Source organism: Candidatus Neptunochlamydia sp. REUL1 (genome assembly GCF_963457595.1).
Classification (GTDB): Bacteria; Chlamydiota; Chlamydiia; order Chlamydiales; family Simkaniaceae; genus Neptunichlamydia.
This window is the reverse complement of sequence record NZ_OY735137.1, coordinates 390,444-411,166: the sequence shown is the minus strand read 5'-3', so window position 1 is coordinate 411,166 and position 20,723 is coordinate 390,444. Positions and strand designations below refer to the sequence as shown.

General features: G+C 43.1%; 19 protein-coding genes and 2 pseudogenes. 7 read left to right on the top strand and 14 right to left on the bottom strand.

Features of this window, described 5'->3' with window-relative positions:
* Window positions 1-134: 134 nt before the first annotated feature.
* Together R2I63_RS02430 and R2I63_RS02425 are read right to left on the bottom strand one after the other, a co-directional pair.
* Entirely contained in the window at window positions 135-416 is a 282-nt protein-coding gene (locus tag R2I63_RS02430; RefSeq protein WP_316358439.1) for a hypothetical protein, read from the bottom strand.
* A gap of 200 nt (window positions 417-616) precedes the next feature.
* Entirely contained in the window at window positions 617-3,214 is a 2,598-nt protein-coding gene (locus R2I63_RS02425) for an ATP-dependent Clp protease ATP-binding subunit (RefSeq protein WP_316358437.1), read from the bottom strand.
* 148 nt (window positions 3,215-3,362) lie between these two features.
* On the opposite strand from R2I63_RS02425, the gene R2I63_RS02420 reads away from it, so the two are divergent.
* Window positions 3,363-3,950, top strand: a complete 588-nt coding sequence (locus R2I63_RS02420; protein ID WP_316358435.1) for a hypothetical protein — start codon at window positions 3,363-3,365, stop codon at window positions 3,948-3,950.
* A 4-nt stretch (window positions 3,951-3,954) separates the two neighbouring features.
* Here the strand turns inward: R2I63_RS02420 and R2I63_RS02415 are convergent, their stop codons facing one another.
* The gene (locus R2I63_RS02415) at window positions 3,955-4,299 is read right to left on the bottom strand and encodes a hypothetical protein (RefSeq protein ID WP_316358433.1); all 345 of its coding nucleotides are present in this window, start codon (window positions 4,297-4,299) and stop codon (window positions 3,955-3,957) included.
* Window positions 4,300-5,100: 801 nt separating this feature from the next.
* Between R2I63_RS02415 and R2I63_RS02410 the strand changes: the two genes are divergently transcribed.
* Window positions 5,101-5,925: an IS630 family transposase gene (locus tag R2I63_RS02410; protein WP_316358432.1), complete on the top strand. Its 825-nt coding sequence runs from the start codon at window positions 5,101-5,103 to the stop codon at window positions 5,923-5,925.
* A gap of 18 nt (window positions 5,926-5,943) precedes the next feature.
* Here the strand turns inward: R2I63_RS02410 and R2I63_RS02405 are convergent.
* A pseudogene (locus tag R2I63_RS02405) lies at window positions 5,944-6,036 on the bottom strand (transposase); the annotation flags it as partial.
* A gap of 215 nt (window positions 6,037-6,251) precedes the next feature.
* A complete protein-coding gene (locus tag R2I63_RS02400) occupies window positions 6,252-7,184 on the bottom strand; it encodes a diacylglycerol/lipid kinase family protein (RefSeq protein WP_316358430.1) in 933 nt (310 codons plus the stop codon).
* Between the two features lie 68 nt (window positions 7,185-7,252).
* Here R2I63_RS02400 and glgB point away from each other — a divergent pair, with 68 nt between their 5' ends.
* The 3 genes from glgB to R2I63_RS02385 are packed head-to-tail and all read left to right on the top strand — an operon-like array spanning window position 7,253 to window position 11,917.
* On the top strand, window positions 7,253-9,304 hold the full coding sequence (gene glgB / locus R2I63_RS02395) for a 1,4-alpha-glucan branching protein GlgB (RefSeq protein ID WP_316358429.1): 2,052 nt from the start codon (window positions 7,253-7,255) through the stop codon (window positions 9,302-9,304).
* Entirely contained in the window at window positions 9,301-11,277 is a 1,977-nt protein-coding gene (ligA, locus tag R2I63_RS02390; protein WP_316358426.1) for an NAD-dependent DNA ligase LigA, read from the top strand. Before glgB ends, ligA begins: the two co-directional genes overlap by 4 nt.
* A gap of 37 nt (window positions 11,278-11,314) precedes the next feature.
* Window positions 11,315-11,917 (top strand): hypothetical protein, encoded by a 603-nt coding sequence (locus tag R2I63_RS02385; protein ID WP_316358424.1) that lies wholly within the window; start codon window positions 11,315-11,317, stop codon window positions 11,915-11,917.
* Window positions 11,918-11,932: 15 nt separating this feature from the next.
* Here the strand turns inward: R2I63_RS02385 and R2I63_RS02380 are convergent, their stop codons facing one another.
* On the bottom strand, window positions 11,933-12,472 hold the full coding sequence (locus R2I63_RS02380) for a hypothetical protein (RefSeq protein WP_316358422.1): 540 nt from the start codon (window positions 12,470-12,472) through the stop codon (window positions 11,933-11,935).
* Window positions 12,473-12,914: 442 nt separating this feature from the next.
* Window positions 12,915-14,240, bottom strand: a complete 1,326-nt coding sequence (miaB, locus tag R2I63_RS02375) for a tRNA (N6-isopentenyl adenosine(37)-C2)-methylthiotransferase MiaB (RefSeq protein ID WP_316358420.1) — start codon at window positions 14,238-14,240, stop codon at window positions 12,915-12,917.
* 155 nt (window positions 14,241-14,395) lie between these two features.
* Here miaB and rplM point away from each other — a divergent pair, with 155 nt between their 5' ends.
* Window positions 14,396-14,845, top strand: coding sequence for a 50S ribosomal protein L13 (rplM, locus tag R2I63_RS02370; RefSeq protein WP_316358418.1), 450 nt, complete (start codon window positions 14,396-14,398; stop codon window positions 14,843-14,845).
* A 7-nt stretch (window positions 14,846-14,852) separates the two neighbouring features.
* Window positions 14,853-15,248, top strand: a complete 396-nt coding sequence (rpsI, locus tag R2I63_RS02365; protein WP_316358416.1) for a 30S ribosomal protein S9 — start codon at window positions 14,853-14,855, stop codon at window positions 15,246-15,248.
* Window positions 15,249-15,313: 65 nt separating this feature from the next.
* Here rpsI and R2I63_RS02360 read toward each other — a convergent pair.
* The 7 genes and pseudogenes from R2I63_RS02360 to R2I63_RS02330 form a co-directional block, all read right to left on the bottom strand.
* Window positions 15,314-15,514: pseudogene (locus R2I63_RS02360) on the bottom strand (multicopper oxidase domain-containing protein); the annotation flags it as partial.
* A 31-nt stretch (window positions 15,515-15,545) separates the two neighbouring features.
* Window positions 15,546-15,701: a hypothetical protein gene (locus tag R2I63_RS02355; protein WP_316358414.1), complete on the bottom strand. Its 156-nt coding sequence runs from the start codon at window positions 15,699-15,701 to the stop codon at window positions 15,546-15,548.
* A gap of 20 nt (window positions 15,702-15,721) precedes the next feature.
* Entirely contained in the window at window positions 15,722-16,261 is a 540-nt protein-coding gene (locus tag R2I63_RS02350; RefSeq protein WP_316358411.1) for a hypothetical protein, read from the bottom strand.
* 29 nt (window positions 16,262-16,290) lie between these two features.
* Window positions 16,291-17,793 carry a carboxypeptidase M32 gene (locus R2I63_RS02345; protein WP_316358409.1) on the bottom strand — a complete coding sequence of 501 codons (1,503 nt, stop codon included), beginning with the start codon at window positions 17,791-17,793 and terminating at the stop codon, window positions 16,291-16,293.
* A complete protein-coding gene (locus tag R2I63_RS02340) occupies window positions 17,778-18,503 on the bottom strand; it encodes a phosphatase PAP2 family protein (RefSeq protein WP_316358407.1) in 726 nt (241 codons plus the stop codon). Before R2I63_RS02340 ends, R2I63_RS02345 begins: the two co-directional genes overlap by 16 nt.
* On the bottom strand, window positions 18,500-19,591 hold the full coding sequence (locus R2I63_RS02335) for an LptF/LptG family permease (RefSeq protein WP_316358405.1): 1,092 nt from the start codon (window positions 19,589-19,591) through the stop codon (window positions 18,500-18,502). The genes R2I63_RS02340 and R2I63_RS02335 overlap by 4 nt, the downstream gene beginning before the upstream one ends.
* Window positions 19,588-20,679, bottom strand: a complete 1,092-nt coding sequence (locus R2I63_RS02330) for an LptF/LptG family permease (protein ID WP_316358403.1) — start codon at window positions 20,677-20,679, stop codon at window positions 19,588-19,590. The genes R2I63_RS02335 and R2I63_RS02330 overlap by 4 nt, the downstream gene beginning before the upstream one ends.
* Between the last annotated feature and the right edge of the window lie 44 nt (window positions 20,680-20,723).

The following is a 20,723-nucleotide window of genomic DNA, read 5'->3' as shown; positions in this document are numbered from 1 at the left end:
TACAGATTATTGATACTGCGTACCCTAAACCTTCCGCTTTCTATTTTGTCAAACTGAAAAATTGTATTTCTCTGAAACCCTTCCTCAGGACATTCATCTTCTGGGCAAGTATAAACAGTAACGGTACGCTCATGCTATTTTGTTTCAGGAACAAGTTTTTCCCATTCAGATGTTCCGGGAAAAATTTCCTTCCATTCAGGCCCTAATTCTTCCAGAGTACACTTTTCAACATCATCTACCCTCGATTCGACAAATAGATGTGAATTAGACTTGATGTGAACAATCTTTATTGTTCCTGGGGTGCTGTGAACTTTGAAAGCAGTACGCTTTTCAAAAGTTCCTTCCGGAAACTCATTTTGTGGATAAGTGCAAACACGATACTTCCCATTCTGATCTTTTTCTTTATTGATATACAAGTACGATTTATGTGTGACATCAAAGACTCTAACAGATTGATTCTAAACTTTTTCTGTGTTAAACGCAGTGTATTGATCATAAAGATCAGTCTGAGACATATCAAAAGCCCCACGCATAGATTCCATCAATCTAATCCTCTTTTTTGCGTTAGACGCTAGTGTAAATCAAAATATAAATCAACAAACAGGGTGTGACTATCTTAGGAAGTCGGTTCTGGCACATGCTCCATTTTTTCGTACATTAGGGTGTTTTCCACGAAGCGGAGTTCAACAGCATTGCCATTTTCTATTTCTCCTTTGAGAATAGCGTTTGAGAGCATATTGACAACCGTATGTTGGATAAGCCGTTTTAAAGGGCGCGCTCCAAATGTGGGGTCATACCCTTCTCTGGCAAGATGAGAAAGAACATCGGCAGTCCAAGTCAGGGTAATATCTTTCTCTGTGAGACGTTTTTCTACCTGCCGCAATTGGATGAGAACAATTTTTTCCATATCCTTTTCCTGAAGCGGGAGAAAGGGGAGGATTTCATCCAGGCGGTTCACGAATTCGGGGCGGAAATGTGCTTTGATAATCGGATCAACAATCGCAAGGACGGTTTCTTTTGAAAGCTCTCCTTTATGAGAGAGGAGCTCAGAACTTCCCAAATTCGATGTCATAATAAAGAGAGCATTTCTACAGTTTACAACGCGTCCCTTACTGTCGGTAATCCGTCCGTCGTCAAAGATCTGAAGGAGGATGTTAAAGACATCACTGTGGGCTTTTTCCACTTCATCAAGGAGGATAACGGAGTAGGGACGCCTTCTGATTGCTTCGGTGAGTTGCCCTCCTTCGTCATGCCCCACATACCCTGGAGGGGACCCGATGAGCTTTGCGACGCTGTGCTTCTCCATATACTCAGACATATCGAGACGAATCATTGCCTCTTCTTGATTGAAGAGTTCATGTGCTAGAGCTTTTGCAAGCTCGGTTTTCCCCACCCCTGTTGGTCCCACAAAAAGGAAAGCTCCCATAGGGCGGTTGGGATCACTGAGCCCAGCGCGTGAGCGGCGGATGGCTTCACTCACGGCAGTAATTGCCAGCTCTTGCCCGACAACACGCCCTTCTAGGGTTGTCTCGAGTGTGAGGAGACGCTCGGCTTCCCCTTCAAGCATTTTATTCACAGGGATTCCTGTCCATTTAGCAACGATTTCAGCAATCAGCCTTTCATCGACTTCTTCCTTTAAAAGACGATGGTTCTGATCTTTCAGAAGGGCTTCAGTATCTTGAATTTCTTTCTCTAGTGCCGGGATCGTGCTATAACGGATTTCAGCCACTTTATTAAAATCAGCTCCCCGTTCAGCCTCTTCTTCTTGAAAACGAAGCTGTTCGAGTTTCCCCTTTTTTTCACTGAGAGTTTCGAGACTCGTTTTCTCTTGGTTCCACCGCTCATTTAGGACATTCAGCTCTTCTTTTGCCTCGGAGATTTCCTTTTGAAGCTTTTCCAGTTCGGGTTTTGCACTTTTTTCTCTTTTGAGGGCTTCTTGTTTTACAATTAAATTGCTGAGTTCTCTTTGTTTTGAATCGATAGGGAGAGGGCGCGATCCGATTTGCATTCGAATCATTGAGGCGGCTTCATCAATCAGGTCGATTGCCTTATCGGGAAGTTGGCGATCACTAATATAGCGGTGAGAAAGGATGACGGCGCTATGGAGAGCGTCTTCGGTAATGCGCACACCATGGAAATTCTCATATTTCTCCTTAAGTCCTCGCATGATGGTCATGGCATCTTCAAGCGTTGGCTCCTCAATAAGAACAGGTTGAAAACGGCGCTCGAGAGCCGCATCTTTTTCGATATACTTCTGAAATTCTGCAAGGGTTGTTGCTCCAATACAATGGAGAGTTCCTCGCGCTAAGGCTGGCTTAAGTAGATTTGCGGCATCCATCGCGCCCTCAGAGGCTCCCGCTCCGACAAGCGTATGCACTTCATCAATAAAGAGGAGGTTTTGGCCATCACTTTCTTCGACTTCCTTGAGGATTCCTTTGAGCCGTTCTTCAAATTCACCACGAAATTTTGTTCCTGCAATGAGGCTTCCCATGTCTAGGGCAAAGAGCTCCTTTCCTTTTAAAGAATCGGGAACATCTTCCTGAATAATTCGATGGGCAAGACCCTCTGCAATCGCGGTTTTTCCTACCCCAGGTTCTCCAATGAGTAGGGGGTTATTCTTTGTTCTGCGTGAGAGAACTTGGATTGTTCGACGGATTTCTTCATCTCGCCCAATGACAGGGTCAAGTTTCCCTTCTTTGGCCAGGTTTGTCAGGTTTTTGCAATATTTTTCAAGAGCTTGTAGGTTTTCTTCGCTTGTTGGTGAATCCATGGTCTTTCCTCCCCTGATTTTGTGGATTTTTTCTTGAATTTTCTTGAGAGATAACCCCGATTGTTTTGCCCAGCCCTTAAAAGGCTCCTCTGACTTCTCCCAAAATATATAGAACAGGTGATCGCTACTAACGTAGGTGTCCTTCCACTCTTTCATCAGGGTATGTGCTGCATGGATCTGACGATTCAAGGAGGCGCTTAGCGTGGGCTGCTGACCCTCGCCTGAGTAAGAGGGGAGTTGTCCTAATTTTTTCTCTAAATCAAGCAAGAGGGGCTTGGGATCAAGCTGGAGTGCTTGACATAGCGTATGAAAATATCCTGTTTGATCTTGAAAAAGTGCGAGTAAAGCGTGATGTTCGGTCACTTCGGTGTTGCGCCGTTTTTCAGCGTCTTTAACCGCTGAAGAAAGGGCCTTTGCGACGGATTCCGTAAATTGCATATCCATAAGAACCTACCCTGCTTAAAAATATTGGCTTCGAAATTTGGAACACTCTCCAAACCTCGGCTTCATCATACTCTAAACAAGAGTTTTTTGTAATTGTACTTATTCTTTTTATATGCTAAATTTTCTGGGATTTAATATTGAGGTGAATATGTCTGTTGAAGGAATCCAAAGCGGTGAAAGCATCGCACTTGAGTCTGTGCTAGAAGTTGAAAAAGAGAGCAAAAAGGTTGATATGGACATCAGCTCATTTGCCCGTCCAAAAATCTGCACAGCATTTGAAGAGATCAAGCTGATTAACAGCTCTAAGGTTGTCATTATTCTTAGTGATGGATCTCAATGGAAAGTGAAAGGAGAAAACAGCAAGGCTGTTTACGAGACAGTCTCGAAGAGTTGGGCGGTGGGTGATGACATTCGTGTCGATGATACGGATGATAAGGAGTTTGTCCTCAAAAATGCTAGAGAAAAAAGCGCGTTCTTAGTCGATTTGAGCAAAAAATGTGCGGATGTTTCAAAGGCGTTTTTCATCACAAAAGTCGATCCTTCAGGATATGCACTCAGAACAAATGATGGACAAATGTGGGTAGCCGGTTACTTCGGTTCTTTTACAACTCAAGATTGGGAAAGTGGTCAAAGAATCGTGATTAATAAAAGCACTCATGGAGATCAATACGAGGATTATGAAATGATTAATCCTCAGGACGGTTTTAGTGCATGGCTAACGCAAGTATCTGTATAGTGTTTTAAGAACTTTCGATATTTAGACCGCCTGTTTTGTAAGGGGCAATCGGGCGGGCTAGGACATAAGAGCCCGTCTGGACACTGATAATTCTATAGGAATAGGTTGGGTGATTGATTTTCTCGACTTTTAAGGCAGAAGGAATAATCCAAGACTGCGATGTTTTGAGGCTTTGAGGGGCAACTTCCCAAGTGGAGCCATCACTCAAAACAAGGATTTTTCCTTCGTGCAAGTTCTCCTCTACAGTTAAGTCCTGTTCTTGCTGCATATTCTGATGTGCAATAACCTCTTCGATTTTGAGTCCAGGGGCAGTAGCCAGTAGAGAAAAAATAATTCCAATGAGATACATAGCGTAATCCTTATTTTTCTCCCTTCTATAACATAGAGGGGAAATTGGCAAATTAAAACACACTTTTTTCTTGGAGAAAATAGAAGAATTTTTATAGGCTGTCACCCCTCGAGGCGTGAAACTAAGGTACACCTTTTTGAACAACATACACCTTAGCCTCGGACCCTATTTTAGGAGATCTGGGCGAAAAAATCTAGTCCTCTTCAAACATCTTTTCCGAAGAGGCAGTTTCCCTTTTAGGCTGTACCTTTCTACGCTCTCGAGTGCACGCATTTTGTATCCCTTGCTGTCTCGCATGGGCATTGCAATCTATGTGGCGCTCTGGGGTCTTTTTAGGAGGCAATTACAATGGCAGAAGAAACGTTCTGGTCTTAGGCTCTGTCCTCAAAGTTTACACCACATGATAATCGAAGCAAACAAGAGCGCTCCTTTAAACATACAAACTGTTTTATCATAACGTGTTGCAATTCTTCAAAATTCTTTAGGGCGTGTCCCTAAACTTCCTTTCCAGGATTTGGCCCACCTTTCCCCATCTGTATTTGTGTTCGATCTCAACAACTTTACCAAGTTGCTATCAATCTCCACACGTCAACAGATGAGAAAATCTAGGCACAACTCCTTGGAGAGGACTTCAGGGACACACCCTAATGCGTCCAAAGAACCTTTCGACAGCATTTCGTTCTTTATACGTGTGCTCATCATACTCAATGGTTACTTTCCTACTTTTTTTTCCAGGGATTACCGGAGTAATTCCTCTCTCTACTATAGCTAAAATATTTCGTTTTAGTTATAATTTTTTGAATGACATATTCGCTAGATTTTAGAAAAAAAGTTCTATCAATCCGAAGCAAAGAAAAATTAAGCTTTGCCCAAGTAGCAAGACGCTTTGGAGTAAGTGTAAATAGTGTGTTTCTCTGGTCTAAGAGGTTAGAGCCGAGGCGCACTAAAATCAGACCTGCAATAAAGATTGATAGAGAGATCTTGATGGAGGATATCAAGAAATACCCTGATGCCTTCAACTATGAACGAGCACATCGTCTTAACGTAAGCACTTCAGGCATTCGGTGTGCCATGAAGAGGTTAAGAATTAGCTATAAAAAAACTCTCAACCATCCCAAGGCCTGCGAAAGAAAAAGACAAATCTTTCAAGGAAAAATCGCAGAATATAAACGTTTGGGAAAGCCAATTGTATATATTGATGAAAGCGGGTTTGCCCATGATATGCCCCGCACCCACGGTTACTCCAAAATAGGACAGCGATGTTTTGGCACTCATGATTGGGGAGCAAAAGGAAGAACAAATGCAATAGGGGCATTACTTGGAACAAGCCTCCTTACACTTGCGTTATTCGAGTGCAATATTAATACAGATGCCTTTTCCATTTGGGCAGAGGAGGACTTGCTACCGAAACTTCCCTCTGAAAGTATTCTGGTTATGGATAATGCTTCATTCCATAAAAGCAAATCTATGCAAGAGAAGATCCAGGCTGCAGGCCATACCTTGGAATACCTTCCTCCCTATTCTCCTGATCTAAACCCTATTGAACACAAGTGGGCACAGGCAAAGTCTAAGCGAAGAAAATATCAATGTGGAATAGACGAACTTTTCAAGGAGTACTGCCTATAACTAATTTAAGTCACTTTAGCTATAACGGTTATATATCGTTTTCCACGAGCCAAATTCTGAGGGTAAATCTCTCCAAGGAGCACCCGTTCTTAGCACCCAATAAACAGCTTCTAAAATTGCCTGTCATCATTCCTATTTCTTCCTTTTGGAGCTGGTAACAAAGGAGCAATTTTTATCTTTAGGGACAGAGCCTGACTACTTATTAAAAAAAGAGAGGGAGATTCCTATACATCATGATCAAGAGCCTAGCTCATTACATGGTGGGGGTTTCCAGCCAGATTGTGATAGCTGGGATCGTGAATATTGATTAGCTATTAAGAGGATCTTTATTCACCCAAGCTGGGGGTGAGAATTTTTAAGGAAGAGGGAAGGACCCGGATATAGACGTCTCCATTGAAGTCTAGAGGTTCTCCATCTATATGGAGCGTTTTAAGGGGTTTTTTAAGGATCACTTCTTGGCAGCGGAAGGTTTCGGTGTACTTGGAATCTTCAAGGTGTTTAGTGAAGAGGTCATGGACAAGTTTGGGGGCTGCATGAGGGGGGAATTCTTTCCAGATAATCACATCTAGAAAACCATCATCTATTTTTGCATTGGGGGCGATGAAAGCATTGTTTCCATATTGTTTGGTGTTTGCAAAGCAGATGAGGAATGCTTTTTTATGGAGGGGCTTTCCGTCAATAATGAGATCATAGTATTGCGGTTTGTATTGGGGAAGTTCCGAGAGAACAGCAAGGAGGTAAGAGGCCGGGCCGCGGATATTAAAACTAGCAAACGTGGCACTCACATCAGCGTCAAAACCGATTCCAGCGACCCCCAGGTATGCTTCCTCGTTGATTCGAACGGTATCGATCCATTGGTCATGCTGATCGTTGATAACTTGGATTGCTTTGGCAGTGTCAATAGGAATATCCAAGTGACGGGCAAAACCATTGCCTGAGCCGGTAGGCACAATGGCCAATGCCGCATTTGAGCCGATCATTCCTTGAGCCACTTCATTGACTGATCCATCTCCTCCGACGGCGACAACAATCTCAGACCCTCGCCTGACCGCTCCGGCGCTAAGTTCTGTGGCATGTTTAGGGTAGGCCGTATAGAGAATTTCGTAGTCGAAGACTTTGCGGTTGAGGTTCTTCTTGACAATCCTTTCAATCTTCTTTTGCTTTCCTACTCCAGATATGGGATTTACAATAAAAGTAACTTTAGTTTTTCCAAATAAAGAGCCATAAAACACTAATAATAAAATCAAGGTCTTATTCATACTTAACAAGTATATTCCATTAGAAAATAGTAGACAAGGAGGGAGTGTCATCAGTAAGATGACCGGGTATGGAAATGACTGACCCTCACCGCTTCCTTGGCCTTCATAATGGAGGAAAAAAAATTCGCCTTCTAATGGGGGTAGATCTCGAGGTTAAGGGAAAGAAGGTTCCTCTAGAAAAAAGTAAGGAAGGTTTTTTTGAATATGATTCTGAATCTGTCCTGACAAATAAAGATTATCTGATTCATCATTCAAGTGGTCTATTGGCCTGCGATCCTTATGCTTTCACCCCGACATTTTCCAGAGAAGATGAGACCCTTCTGGGGGAGGGAAGACATTTGAATATTGATGACGCGATGGGAGGTCGGATTTGTGTTCATGAGGAAGTGGAGGGGGTAAAGTTTGCTGTCTGGGCTCCTTGTGCCAAGCATGTTTCATTGATTGGAGATTTTAACAATTGGGATATCGACAGAAATCCGATGCGGAGGATGGGTTCATCCGGGGTATGGGAGCTTTTTATTCCAGGTCTTAATGAGGGCGAAAGGTATAAGTTTGCGATTGAAACTTTAGAAGGGGTGATTAAAAAGAAAGCAGACCCCTATGGGTATCAAGGAGAAATGCGTCCTAATACGGCCTCTGTTGTTACGCGGATTGATCACCACATTTGGAAGGACCACGAATGGATGGAAAGCCGCACAAGATGTTTGAATAAGCCTCTGAATATCTATGAGGTTCATTTAGGGGCATGGAAGAAAAAGGGTCGAGGTTTTATAGGATATCGTGCGATCGCGCCTCTCTTGATCGCTTATGTCAAAAAAATGGGATATTCCCACGTCGAATTTATGCCGGTGATGGGACATCCTTTTGATGAGTCTTGGGGGTATCAAGTCACAGGATTTTATGCGATTTCTCGCCGCTATGGAACGGTTGAAGATTTCCAGTTTCTTGTCGATCAGCTTCATCAAAATGGAATAGGGGTGATTTTAGATTGGGTTCCTGGTCACTTCCCAAAAGATGAACACTCGATTGCTCAATTTGATGGAACCTATCTTTATGAGCATGAAGATCCACGCCAAGGGTATCATCTTCAGTGGAATACCCATATCTTCAATTTTGGGCGACATGAAGTGGCGAATTTTTTGCTTGGAAGTGCCCTTTATTACCTCGACAAAATGCATATCGATGGTCTTCGTGTAGATGCTGTTTCTTCTATTGTATATCTTGACTTTGGAAGAAAAGAAGGGGAGTGGGTTCCCAATGTGAATGGGGACAATGAAAACCTAGAAGCGAGCCACTTTTTGCAATCTCTAAATCAAGTGGTGCATGAGCGATTTCCTTCAGTATTGATGATCGCGGAAGAATCTCATGCTTTTCCTGGAGTGACGGATCCTAAGGGTTTGGGGTTTGACCTGCGCTGGGACCTTGGGTGGATGAACGACACCTTAAAATACTTTCAAACTCCTCATGAACACCGGGAGTCTGCGCATCGTATCCTTGTTCATGAAATGACCTATTTTTATGATGAACATCACCTTCTCCCTCTTTCCCATGATGAAGTCGTGCACGAAAAAAAGAGTCTTCTCTCAAAGATGCCAGGAAGCGAGTGGGAAAAGTTTGCCAACCTCCGACTCCTTTTAAGTTACATGATCTGCCATCCTGGAAAGAAGCTTCTCTTCATGGGAGGAGAGTTTGGACAGTGGCTCGAATGGAATTGCAATGAAGAGATCCACTGGGATGTGCTTGGGATGTCCTATCATCAACAGCTTCAAGAGTGCGTTATGCAGCTGAATGCCTTTTATAAAAACCATCCTGCCCTATACGAAAATGACTTTTCAAAAAAGGGATTTGAGTGGGTTGATCATTCAGACCAGACGAATAGTGTTTTTTCTTATCTTAGAAAGAGTGAAGGAGAAATCCTCCTATGCATCCATCATTTTTCTCCTGAAGAGATCAGTCACTACCTTGTTCCGATGAAAAAATGCGACTCTCCGAAAGAAATTTTTTCTACTGATTCAAAAGAATTTGGGGGATGTGGCATAATGAATCACGATATTGTCGTAGAGAAACAAGGGATCCGGCTCTCGCTGCCTCCTCTTTCAACCCTAATCATTCAGTTATGACCAAAGACGAATATTTAGTCCTTCTTCAAGAAATACAAAAGCACAACAAGCTTTACTTTCAAAAATCTCAACCTGAAATTACCGATTATGAGTACGATCTCCTTGTCAAAAAGGTGGAGAAGCTCGAGGAGAAGCACCCCGAATGGGTGCCCAAAGACACCCCGACAAAAAAGGTTGGAGAGATGCCTACGAAAGGATTTACTCAGGTAAAGCATGAACATCCGATGCTTTCTTTGAGTAATACCTATTCGAAAGAAGAAGTTGCGGACTTTATTAAGCGGGTCGATAAAAACTTAGAAGGGAGGAAAGTTAATTACTGTGTTGAGCTCAAGATGGATGGAGTGGCAATTTCTCTCCATTACGTTGAAGGAAATCTACTACGCGGTGTGACACGAGGGAACGGAAAGAGGGGAGATGACATCACGGCCAATGTGAAAACAATTCGGAATATTCCCCACGAGCTTAAGGAAAAAGTCACGCTTGAAGTGCGAGGCGAAGTGTTTATCCCAAAACACGACTTCATTGAGATGAATCGTGAACGTGAAGAAGCTGGGGATGTCACATGGGCAAATCCACGGAATGCAGCAGCAGGTTCGTTGAAGCTTCTAGATCACATGGAGGTCGCGAAACGGAAGCTCGATATTGTGGTGTATAATGCAATAGGCTCTGGGCTTTCTTTCCAGTCAGAAATTCATGCATATTTGAAAAAATTAGGCCTTGCTGTTGGAAACGACAAACATTTTCAAGTGTGCAGAAATGTCGATGAAATCTTTGCTTTTACTGACCATATTGAAACGGTTAGAGATGGACTCCCTTTTGAAATTGATGGAATTGTCATTAAGGTCGACGAGCTCCGGTATCACGACATGTTGGGGGCAACTGCAAAAAGCCCTCGTTGGGCAGCAGCCTACAAGTTTGCTCCTCAGCAGGCTGAAACAGTCATTGAAAAGATCCACGTTCAGGTTGGACGAACAGGTGTTCTCACTCCCGTTGCCGATTTGAAGCCCGTTTCTCTTGCGGGTAGTACGATTGCGCGCGCAACACTCCATAATGAAGAAGAAGTGGCTCGGAAAGATATTCGGGAAGGAGATAGTGTTGTGATTGAAAAAGGAGGGGATGTCATCCCTAAAGTTGTTGAGATTTTGACAGCAAAGCGCCTTTCTAAATCGAAACCTTGGATCATGCCGGATCAATGTCCGGTGTGTGGATCAGAGGTTGTTCGTAAGGAAGGGGAAGTAGCAGTCCGCTGTCCCAATAAGGCAACCTGTGGAGGGCAAAATCTACGAAGGATTTCCTTCTTTGCCAGTAAAAATGCGATGGATATCGATCATCTTGGTCCCGAAATCGTAAAGAAGCTTATTGAAATAGGATTTGTTTCGACTCCGTCTGACCTTTATCGATTGACAGAAGAAGAATTGAAGCAAATCGAAGGCTTTAAGGAAAAGTCGATCAAAAACCTTCTTAGTAGTATTGAAAAATCAAAAAAAACGACTTTGGCCCGTTTTATCTTTGCGATTGGAATTCCTTACGTAGGTGAAGGAACAGCAGGATTTCTTGCGGACGGTGCAGGAAGTATCAGCAAACTTTCTGAGATGATGGAGGAAGAACTTTGTGGGATCGATGGGGTTGGCGAAAAGGTAGCAAGTTCGATTGTTGAGTTTTTAGGAAATGAAGATCATCAAGTGGAGATTGCGGCTCTTTTAGAACTTGGAGTGACCCCAACTGCGCAGATGAAAAAAATTGAGGGGCATGTTTTTGCAGGAAAAGCCTTTGTCCTAACAGGATCCCTTGATGGGTTCACCCGAACCGAAGCCGGAATTCTTATCAAAGAAAGAGGAGGAAAAATGAGCGGGAGTGTGAGTAAAAAAACCGATTTTGTTCTAGTTGGTGTGGATCCAGGTTCCAAATATAATAAAGCCAAAGACCTTGGAGTCGCGATTCTTGATGAGGCTTCTTTTCAAAAAATGCTGTAACAGTTAATCTGCACCCAAACGAACTTAAGGTGATGTTATGATCAAAGTTATTTTTGGTGGGTTTATTGGCGCCATCATTGCTTTTGCGTGGTCCTTTGTTTCATGGACCATTTTACCTTGGCACGACTCTGCCATGAATAAGTTTTCTAACCAGGAGTTTGTCTCGTGGGTTGTCAAAGAAAATGCGCCTAAAGGTGGGGTCTACGTTGCTCCTTATTTCAAGTCGACAGATGCTGATTTTTCTCCAGGGGAGATCTCTCGAAACCTTGATGAGCAGAAAGCAGCGATGAAGAAAGGGCCTTTGGTTTATGCTCAAGTCAAGCTGCAGGGAACCGACCCTACAAGCTTCAAAATTTACTTCTATTCTTTTTTAACCCAGTTTGTTGGAGCGATTTTCATCTGCTGGCTTCTAAAGCAAGCTGTTGATATGAGCTATAAGGGACGCCTTCTCTTTGTGACGATTGTTGGACTCACCATTGGGGTACTGGGTTTTGTTCCAGATTGGAACTGGTTTGGTGCTGGGTGGAAGTTTACCTTTGTCATGATTGCAGACCTTGTCGTGACCTGGTTTCTCGCAGGGCTCTTTCTCGCAGCTTTCATCAAAGATAGCGAAGCTTCTGAAAGAGATCTCATGATGTAAATGTGCTTTGATCCATTAGTTTGACAATACCACTCTTTCGGTAGAGTAGAGTCCGTCATTTGGAAAAAATTCGGGCCGGTAGTACACATCACCATCACTATTTGCGGGCTTGAAGGAGAGCGAACTTATTTTCAATGTTGATTCGCTCCATGGAGCTCCCTCTGAGCAATCAGGGAACCAAACACCAATTAGGATTCTTGCTGAAACAGGGGATACTTGCTCAGCATTTACCCCCACTTGCTGATCGTCAACAAAGAAAGAAACACATTTTCCTAGGTGGACATACCATTTTCCATCCTCTTTTTTTACTGCTGGTTCTCCTTGATAGGGAGAATCAGCCTTGGCAACATAGAAATAATTGTAATTGCTTGAGGGAAGGAGATTACTATCTGTGAGGTCAGTTTCAACTAGCTCTGCTTCCCATTTAAACGTATATTTGTGATATTCATCATCCAGGATATTTGGCATGTCAAATTTGCTATAAAGTGCTCCGGCATCGATTTCGCTTACGTAGGTATTGTGCCAACCGACGGTATAATCACCCTGATGCCCCAATTCAGGGGTGTCAATTTCTGAATTAACAGTTGAGTAAAACCCATCATCAGAATTTCCTTCCTTGAAACGGGGCTGGTATTGAGGGTCATTAGGGTTTAATTCCAGCCTAGTTATGTCTTCATGAGCACCAAAATGTTATTCGTAGTGAAATGCCTAGATCGAGGTGCACATTCCCGATTGGTTTGGGGTGTTTTGAATTTTCATGACCACATCATAGGTTCCAGATGTAAAATATTTTTTTGCAACAAGGCATGCCCAAACCCTGGTTACTTCGTCGTAGGGCACATAGGGGTTCGTAGGACTTTTAACCTTTTTCAGATCTTTAATATCACCGGTGTATTGGTCTCCATGACCGTATAGAACAACTACGTTTTTTGTTACTCCATTAATGGATGAGGCTAGTCCTGTTGTGCTTTATTCACAATAATTTTTTTAAGAAAGTCTAAAATCGGCTGGTAGCTGTAGCTAGATCTCCAATTAATGTTTGGTGATTACAGCTGTGGAGCTTTACTGGTTGGAGAGTCCCGATCATGGAGTCATCTCCTGGGAAGATGACTTTTTTCCAGCAGCGGGTACGTCCTTTGAGCTGACCATCACGGTTCTTTCTCTCAACAAGGACCTCTGTTTCATTTCCTAGGAAGCTGAGGCGTTCTTCTGAAGAGATCTCTTCGTGAAGAGCAATGAGACGCTGGAGGCGGTCTTCTTTGACCTCCTCTGGGATGTCGTCCTTCCAACGCATTGCAGGGGTGCCCTTCCGAGGGCTGTAGGTATAGAGAAAGGCAACAGAGTAGCGGACCTGGCGGAACACCTCTAGTGTTTCCTCGAATTCTTCTTCAGTTTCCGTGGGAAAACCCACAATAATATCTGTGCCGAGCGAGACGTTAGGGACAATTTCCTTTAATAGGGAAACCTTTTCAAAGTATTGCTCTTTGGTGTAGATCCGGTGCATCTTCTTTAGAATACGGCTAGATCCTGCTTGAATCGGAAAATGGACAAACTCACAGAGGGAGGGAAGATCTCGAATGGCCTCCATAAGCTCTCGTGTGATGTCGATGGGGTGACTGGTCATAAAACGGATGCGCTCAATTCCACTTACTTTATCAAGTCGGTAGAGAAGGTCGTGGAAGAGCTCTTTCCAGTCGGGTTTGTCTTTTCCGTAGCTGTTGACATTCTGGCCGAGGAGAGTGATTTCCTTGTATCCTTGATCAGCTAGGAGGCGGACTTCTTTTTCGATATCTTCAGGAGGACGAGAGACTTCTTGGCCTCGGGTATACGGGACAACGCAGTAGGTACAAAATTTGTCGCACCCTCGAATAATGGAGACGTGAGCCTTATACTTGTCATCTCGACTCGCAACCAGATAGTCAAGGTTTTCTTCGAATTGGTCGTCGGTTCGGATTTGTTGCTTTCCCGATTCTAAGAGATTGCTTATGACAGTGTCTAGGTCGGTGATATTATTGGTTCCAATTACGAAATCAACATTAGGAAGTTTTTTAAAAAGCGTATCTTTCTTGGCCATTGCCATACAACCAGTAATTCCAATGAGTTGCTTCTTCTTGCCTCGACCGAGCTGTCCGATTTTCCCCATGACTTTTCGTTCTGCAAGGTCCCGGATTGAGCATGTGTTAAAGAGGAGAAGGTCTCCCTCCTTTTCGTCATAGACCCGTTTCAGCCCTCGCTTGAGGAGCTGTCCAATCATTATTTCAGAGTCGAGTTCGTTCATTTGGCACCCGTAGGTACGCATAAAAAATGTTTTTGGCTTATCCATAACCGCTAAGTCTAACCCAAGTGCATTCAAATTTTCAAGGATAGAGTTTCCTTTCCCAGGGGTTCAAAGAAAAATTTAGTCAACGAAAGGGTTGGCAAAAAAACGGAAGAACCTGTATATTGTTGCCTCAAACGTTAATGAGAAAGGAACCAGAAATGGCTAAACGAAAAGATTCGACCATTCTACTGACCAAAGAAGAAGCTCAAGCTGCAAAAGGGTGGGTGACTCTCGATGCAAAGGGAAAGACTTTAGGCAGATTTGCCTCCGAAGTTGCTCAGATATTGCGGGGGAAGCACAAAACAAATTTTACCCCTCATGTTGACAGCGGGGATGGAGTGATCGTCCTCAATGCTGAGCATGTGGTTGTCAGTGGAAACAAGGAAGCACAAAAATTATATCGACACTACACCGGACATATTGGTGGCCTCAGAGAGATCCCTTATCGTGTAATGAAAGAAAGAAAACCGACCTATATCCTCCGGCATGCTGTTCAAGGGATGATGCCTAAGACAAAGCTGGGGAAAGCACAACTTAAAAGATTACGTATTTTTGCAGGGGAGACTCATAACCTGGCAGCGCAAAAACCCCTATTAGTAGAGGTATAAGGAAACTATGGCAACAAAGAAAGAATCAATCGGAGTTGGAAGACGCAAGCGAGCAATCGCTGCAGTAAGACTTCGCCGCGGAAAAGGAAATATTGACGTCAACGGACGGAAAATCGAAGAGTATTTTACAACTGACCTTCAAAGAGAGACAATCCTTTCCCCTCTTGTTAAATTACAACTCGAAAATAATTATGACATTATTATCCGCGCCAAAGGGGGCGGAATTCAAGGTCAAATGATCGCCGCAAGACTCGGAATTGCACGTGCTCTCGTCAAGGAAGACGAAGAGAGGCGGGCTTCGCTCAAAGGTAAAGGGTTTCTCACTAGAGATCCTCGTAAGCGTGAGCGTAAGAAATATGGTCTTGCTGGTGCAAGAAAACGCTTTCAGTTCTCTAAGCGTTAAAATTCACCTCTCTTTTCTTTTTACACGAAGTCCTGGGGATTACCTCAGGACTTTTTTTTTGAGGGCTAATGGCCGCCGTAGGTACGGGAATAGTCGACGATGGACTGTTTGGAAAAGTGGGGAGGCTTATAGTCTTTGTATTGGATTACAGTAAACATTCCTGCCCAGAGATAGTAGAAAATATGGCAGTGCACGGCCCAGATACCCAGATTATTTGCGTCGAACTGAATTTTCACAGTTTGAAAAGGCATCACTAGGATGGTGCACGAAGGGCTCCATTAAAAGAATCGCTATCGATCAACCACTTGAAAGACATGGCCGTGAAGGTGCATGGGGTGTGCCATGGAGGGATTTTTCGATGGAGTTGGTAATGGCACCGATAGCAGCTTTAGCTGTAGAGCTGAGCTTTGGAATAGTCGCATTAGGAGTCGCAAGAAGAGCACCAGTTCTCATGCTGGTCTCTTGGCACTGTGCTAAGATTGGAAAGACGCCCCCTTCTTTAGGAATAGCCAATAGAACATCGACTCGCTGCGCTGTAGCAATTGGGAAATGGTTAAGGTCATAGGGACAATGTCGCTCCCATCTACTGCAATGATCTGTCCTTTTAACTCTCCAATCGTGATATGAAAGCTACTTCCAACTGAGCCATTGATTAACCTAAGGCGAATGGTTTCTCCAGGGTTTACCTGAAAAACCATAGGATCTTCCAGGGTTGTTCGATTGGTTAAAAAGGCATCAAAATCTACATCATTGAGATCTACAGGGGCATGAGGGTTTTTAGTCATTACCAAGTTGGGTTTCCAACTCTGCCCCTTATCCTGCACCATTTCCATGTAGTCTTTCCGAAGGTCTAACCACACCTGCTCGATTGTTTTGAAGGTGAAACCCTCAAAAATTAGAATTACATCTCGGTGCTCGAGTTTTTCCTTTGGCAATAAGATAAGAGGAGCTGCTATAAGCAGTTGCTCTTGGAGTCCGAAATAAGAGTGGGTCCAAAAGGTTCCCGCTTGCACCACCTCTTACTAAGAAGTCATGAAATAGATCAATATTTAGATTTTAGATAATCCATGTAGGGCTTAGGGGAAAGAGGAGAGCCTGTGGCGTTTTCAATAAGTTCAAGGGAGTGGAATTCGCGGCCATGGCGGTGAATTTTTTCATGGAGGAATTTTTGGATAAAAGCGAGATCTCCACCAGCGATGGAGGTTGCGTAGTCTGGAAACGTTTGTGTGAAGGTCTTGAAGATTTGTCCGGAGTAGAGATTTCCAAGGGCATAGGTAGGAAAGTATCCAATCAGGCCAAAAGCCCAGTGGATATCTTGAAGGCACCCATCGGCGTCGGTATTTGGAACAATTCCAAGAGACTCTTCCATTTTTTCATTCCAGATGCGTGGGAGATCAGCTAGGTCGATCGATCCTGTGATAAACTCCTTTTCAATTTCATAACGGATAATGATGTGGAGGATATAAGTTACCTCATCAGCATAAATGCGAATCAAAGAGGGTTCTACATGGTTGATCGCATTGACAAAGTGGTCGAGTGTGACCCCCTCAAGCTGTTTCGGAAAAGTTTTTTTAAGGTAGGGGAAGGCAAACTCCCATAAGGGACGTCCTTGTCCAATAAAACATTCCCACCAACGAGACTGGCTCTCGTGAACGCCTAAGGAACATGCATCAGCAAGAGGAGTGCCCAGGTCTTCATAAGGAAGGCCAAGTTCATAGAGGGCATGTCCGCCTTCGTGAAGAACAGCAAAGATACTATTAAAGAAAGAGGTTGTACTTGTGAAGGTGGTAAAGCGCACATCATGAGGGTTGAACCCCGTGCAGAATGGGTGGGCAGAAAAATCAAGGCGTGCTCTATTTAAATCGACTCCCATTTTTTCTAGAAGAAAATGGTTGAATTTTTGCTGTTCATCCAGAGGGTAATTGGCTGAAAGGAAAGCTGTTTTTTCTCTTTTTTGGGAGAGTTTTTTTGTGAGGCTGGTCAAGAAAGGCTTTAGTTCTCCAAAGAGAGAATTGAGTTTTTTTGAAGTCATCCCTGGTTCATAGAGGTCTAACAAGGCGTCGTAGGGGTGGGCATCATAACCAAGGTGATCTGCTTTTTCTTTATGAAGAGCAACGATCTCTTTCAGGTGAGGGAGAAAGGCTTCAAAATTATTATCCTTCTTGGCATGCTGCCAAGCATTCACGCCCTGAGAGGTTGCCTTTGCAAGCCTTTTGACAAAAGCGTTAGGAAGCTTTGTTTCTTTAAGAAAATCAGAGCGGAATTCCCTTAGAGAGGCCTTTTTTCTTCCATCAAGAGCATCGGGTTTTACTTCGCCAGATTCAAGATCAATCAATTTTTCGAGAGCATTTTTGTATTCGGGGCTGGTCTTTTCCTTGTGGAGAAGAGAGGTGATAAGCTCAACTTGGCTTGAGCGAAAGTCAATCCCATCCTTTGGCATGAAGGTCTCCTGATCCCACTCCAGAAGCATAGAAACCGAAGAAAGGAGGCGAAGATCCTTTCCCCGTCCCTTTAACTTTTCATAATCTTCTAGGACTCTGGACATGGCTCTTTTCTCCTTGTAAGTAGTTTTTCAATTCTGTTGATGCACCAGTTAGCCAAGGGCGTTCCAAAAGCTATACTGGAGGCTAGGATGGCTATTGAAGCGCTTCCGATTAAGTTGTCTGTGAGCCAGTGAGCTCCTGCAATCAGACGGGGCAAACAAAAAAAGATCGCATAAAGAATAGCAATAAATCCCGCCCGCTTTCCCATGAGGTAGAAAATAAGGCAAGTAAATAGAGTGGCAGTTGTTGCATGATCTCCCGGAAAGCTTTTTCGAGAATGATCCTTAACCTTGATCCAATCCACAGCACTGGAGAGTCGAAAAGCACTTTTATCGACCATCGTAGGGCTTTTTCTCGGAGCATGGATAAACTCTGGGAAAAGGATCCCATTGACCATGCAAATCACGAGTGCGATAAACAGGACTGAAAAGATCATTTCCGCAACCTTCCGTTTCTTAAAAGCGGTTGCTGCGCAAAGGATATTAATAAAGAAAAAAAGGAACATCAAAAGATCATGGATCCAATCCATGATGCGATGTCCAGTAAAGGCCCAAAAATTTTGCCAAAAAGTACTATGGTGAACCCAGGAATTAAGGAAAGTGAATGTCTTGAGATCAACGGCGTCCCACCAAAGCCGTGTCAGAGGATTGAACCAGCTCACATAGATAAGGATAACTAGAAGAGGGGGGATTAGTAATTTTTTATAACTCATCTGATACACATTTTAATGAATCGGGGCCCAAAAATGAAGAAAAAAGCGATCGGGAGGGTGAAGATTGCCCAAAATGGGGGGACGACACGCAACTCTCCCAGAACAACACACCCATCCATAATAGTAAAAAATGCGATGTATCCAAAAATTGTTAAAGAAAAAATGAGAAAGGTTGGGTGATTTCGACTTGAAACAACGCAGAAAGGAATCAGTCCAATCAGAACCAGAACGGGAAGCCAAGGCATAAAAAGTTTAAAGTAGAGGTAAGTATGAACAAGCCAACGGTTTTCATGAAAGAGACGGGTTTTATTAAGCGTCATGGTTGCCAACTGAGTCACCGATCGGTTTTCCATCGACTCTTCAAAATGATCTTGCAAATCAAAGTTTAAGTAGAGTGATTCGAAAGAGTGCTTTGCAAAGGAAGCGACCTTTTCTATCTGTCCTTTTTTATTCCGTTGCATATGGTCAACAAAGGTTCCCGTTGGGTGAGGAGCTTCGATTTTTAGTGTTTTCATATGATAGATTTCATCGGAAGAAAGCACCCAGAAAATATCAATAAACTCTTCTTTTTCAGCATTATAAGATTGATAGAGAAGGCGCGTACCGTCTTCCAAAGGTAGCGCATGAACAGCTGTTTCAGTCTTTTTGCAAGAGTTTTTCTTCTTTAGGTATTTTTGTTCAAAATGATCGATGTAGTTGAGAGATTTTGGAGCTAGAACTTCAAAGTTGTAATAACTCATTACAACGCAGAGTAGTCCTACAAAAAAGAAGGGGCGGGTGAGGTAATGAACAGGAATTCCAGCTGCTTGAAATGCAAGGAGTTCATTTCGCTTATTCAAGCTTGTTAGAACCTTTACACTTGAAATTAATAAAGATAAAGGGAGGAGGAGGTCACATCGTTTTGAAAAAAGCATTCCATAATAAATAGACAAGTCTCCCCAGGAGATTTTCTCATTCTTTAGAATTTCTTGCATGTGCATTGAGTAATCAATCAATACGTACAAGAAGAAAAAGCAGAATAAAAACAGGAAGAAAACCTTGAGAATTTCTTTTAATAGATAGCGTTGCCAGAGCTTTGTAAATATCATTCAATTCCTCCTAGGATCCGTTTTTGAAACCAATATGAAGCAAAGAAGAGAATCGGTAGAGGGAGAGAGTAAAAGAAAATGACCTTATGTGGCGAAAGTTGGAAAGATTTTGCGGCAATTGAACAGATAAAAGTAAATGCTGAGAGGAGGATTGCCCAATAAAGCCCCTTTTTCTTCCGCCCTCGTCCAATTTGCATTCCTAAAGAAAACCCTAGGAGAGTAAAAGCAAAGGTAATAAATGGAAAAAAGAGACGGCGGCAAAATTCAAAATTTGCGCGCTTTATTGTCTTGATCTTTGCAGCTGGATCGGAAAATGTGTGTAGGAGTGCTGTCATGGGGAGATGTTCTATCCCTAGTCTGTGAGTACTTTTTTTCATGAGACCTGAGAAGGCTGAGGCAGAAGTCGACATTGTCTCCTGATTTTCGATAATTAAGCTATCAAAGAAATCAGGCTCTTCAGCGATACTAGAGATGATGGTCACTTGACTTCCTGTCATCAAGTTATTATCAACAATAAATTTTTTGGCTGTCATTAAACTGATACGGTCATTTGATTCATTTTTGACTGCAAAGATGATGTCTTTAGCTTCTCTTCCCAGATGTGTCATCTTCATGTCGACATAAGAGTCTTGGAGTTTGAGCATCTTAGACTTTTTCATTAAAAATAGAGGGTTGATGGTTGCCGCACTCTGGATCAAGTTGTGGGAGAGATGGCGACATCTTGGGGTAACTTCTGCAACGATTGCAAAATTCACGACAGAAAGAAGAAAGGCAGCCATAAGAAAGGGCGCTCCGAGAGTTTTGACTCCAATTCCTGAGGCCAAAAAGGCGGTGAGTTCTTGGGTATGGGAGAGGCGCTGCAACAGAATAATTGCTGAAATTAACCCAGAAATCGGAATTGCGATGGGGAGGATATAGGGGATTTGAAAGAGAGTGAAAAGGAAAATCTTACCTAAATGAGGGTTTAAGGCAGCAAGACGCGCAATTTCTTGAACCCGTGTGACAAGGAGAACAGAGATAAACCCAACGACACACAGGAAGAAAACTTGAAAATAATTGCGAAGGAGCAATCGCCATACAAGGGGCATTCATTACCTTAGTTATGCAAAATAAATCCCTCTTAGTGTATCCT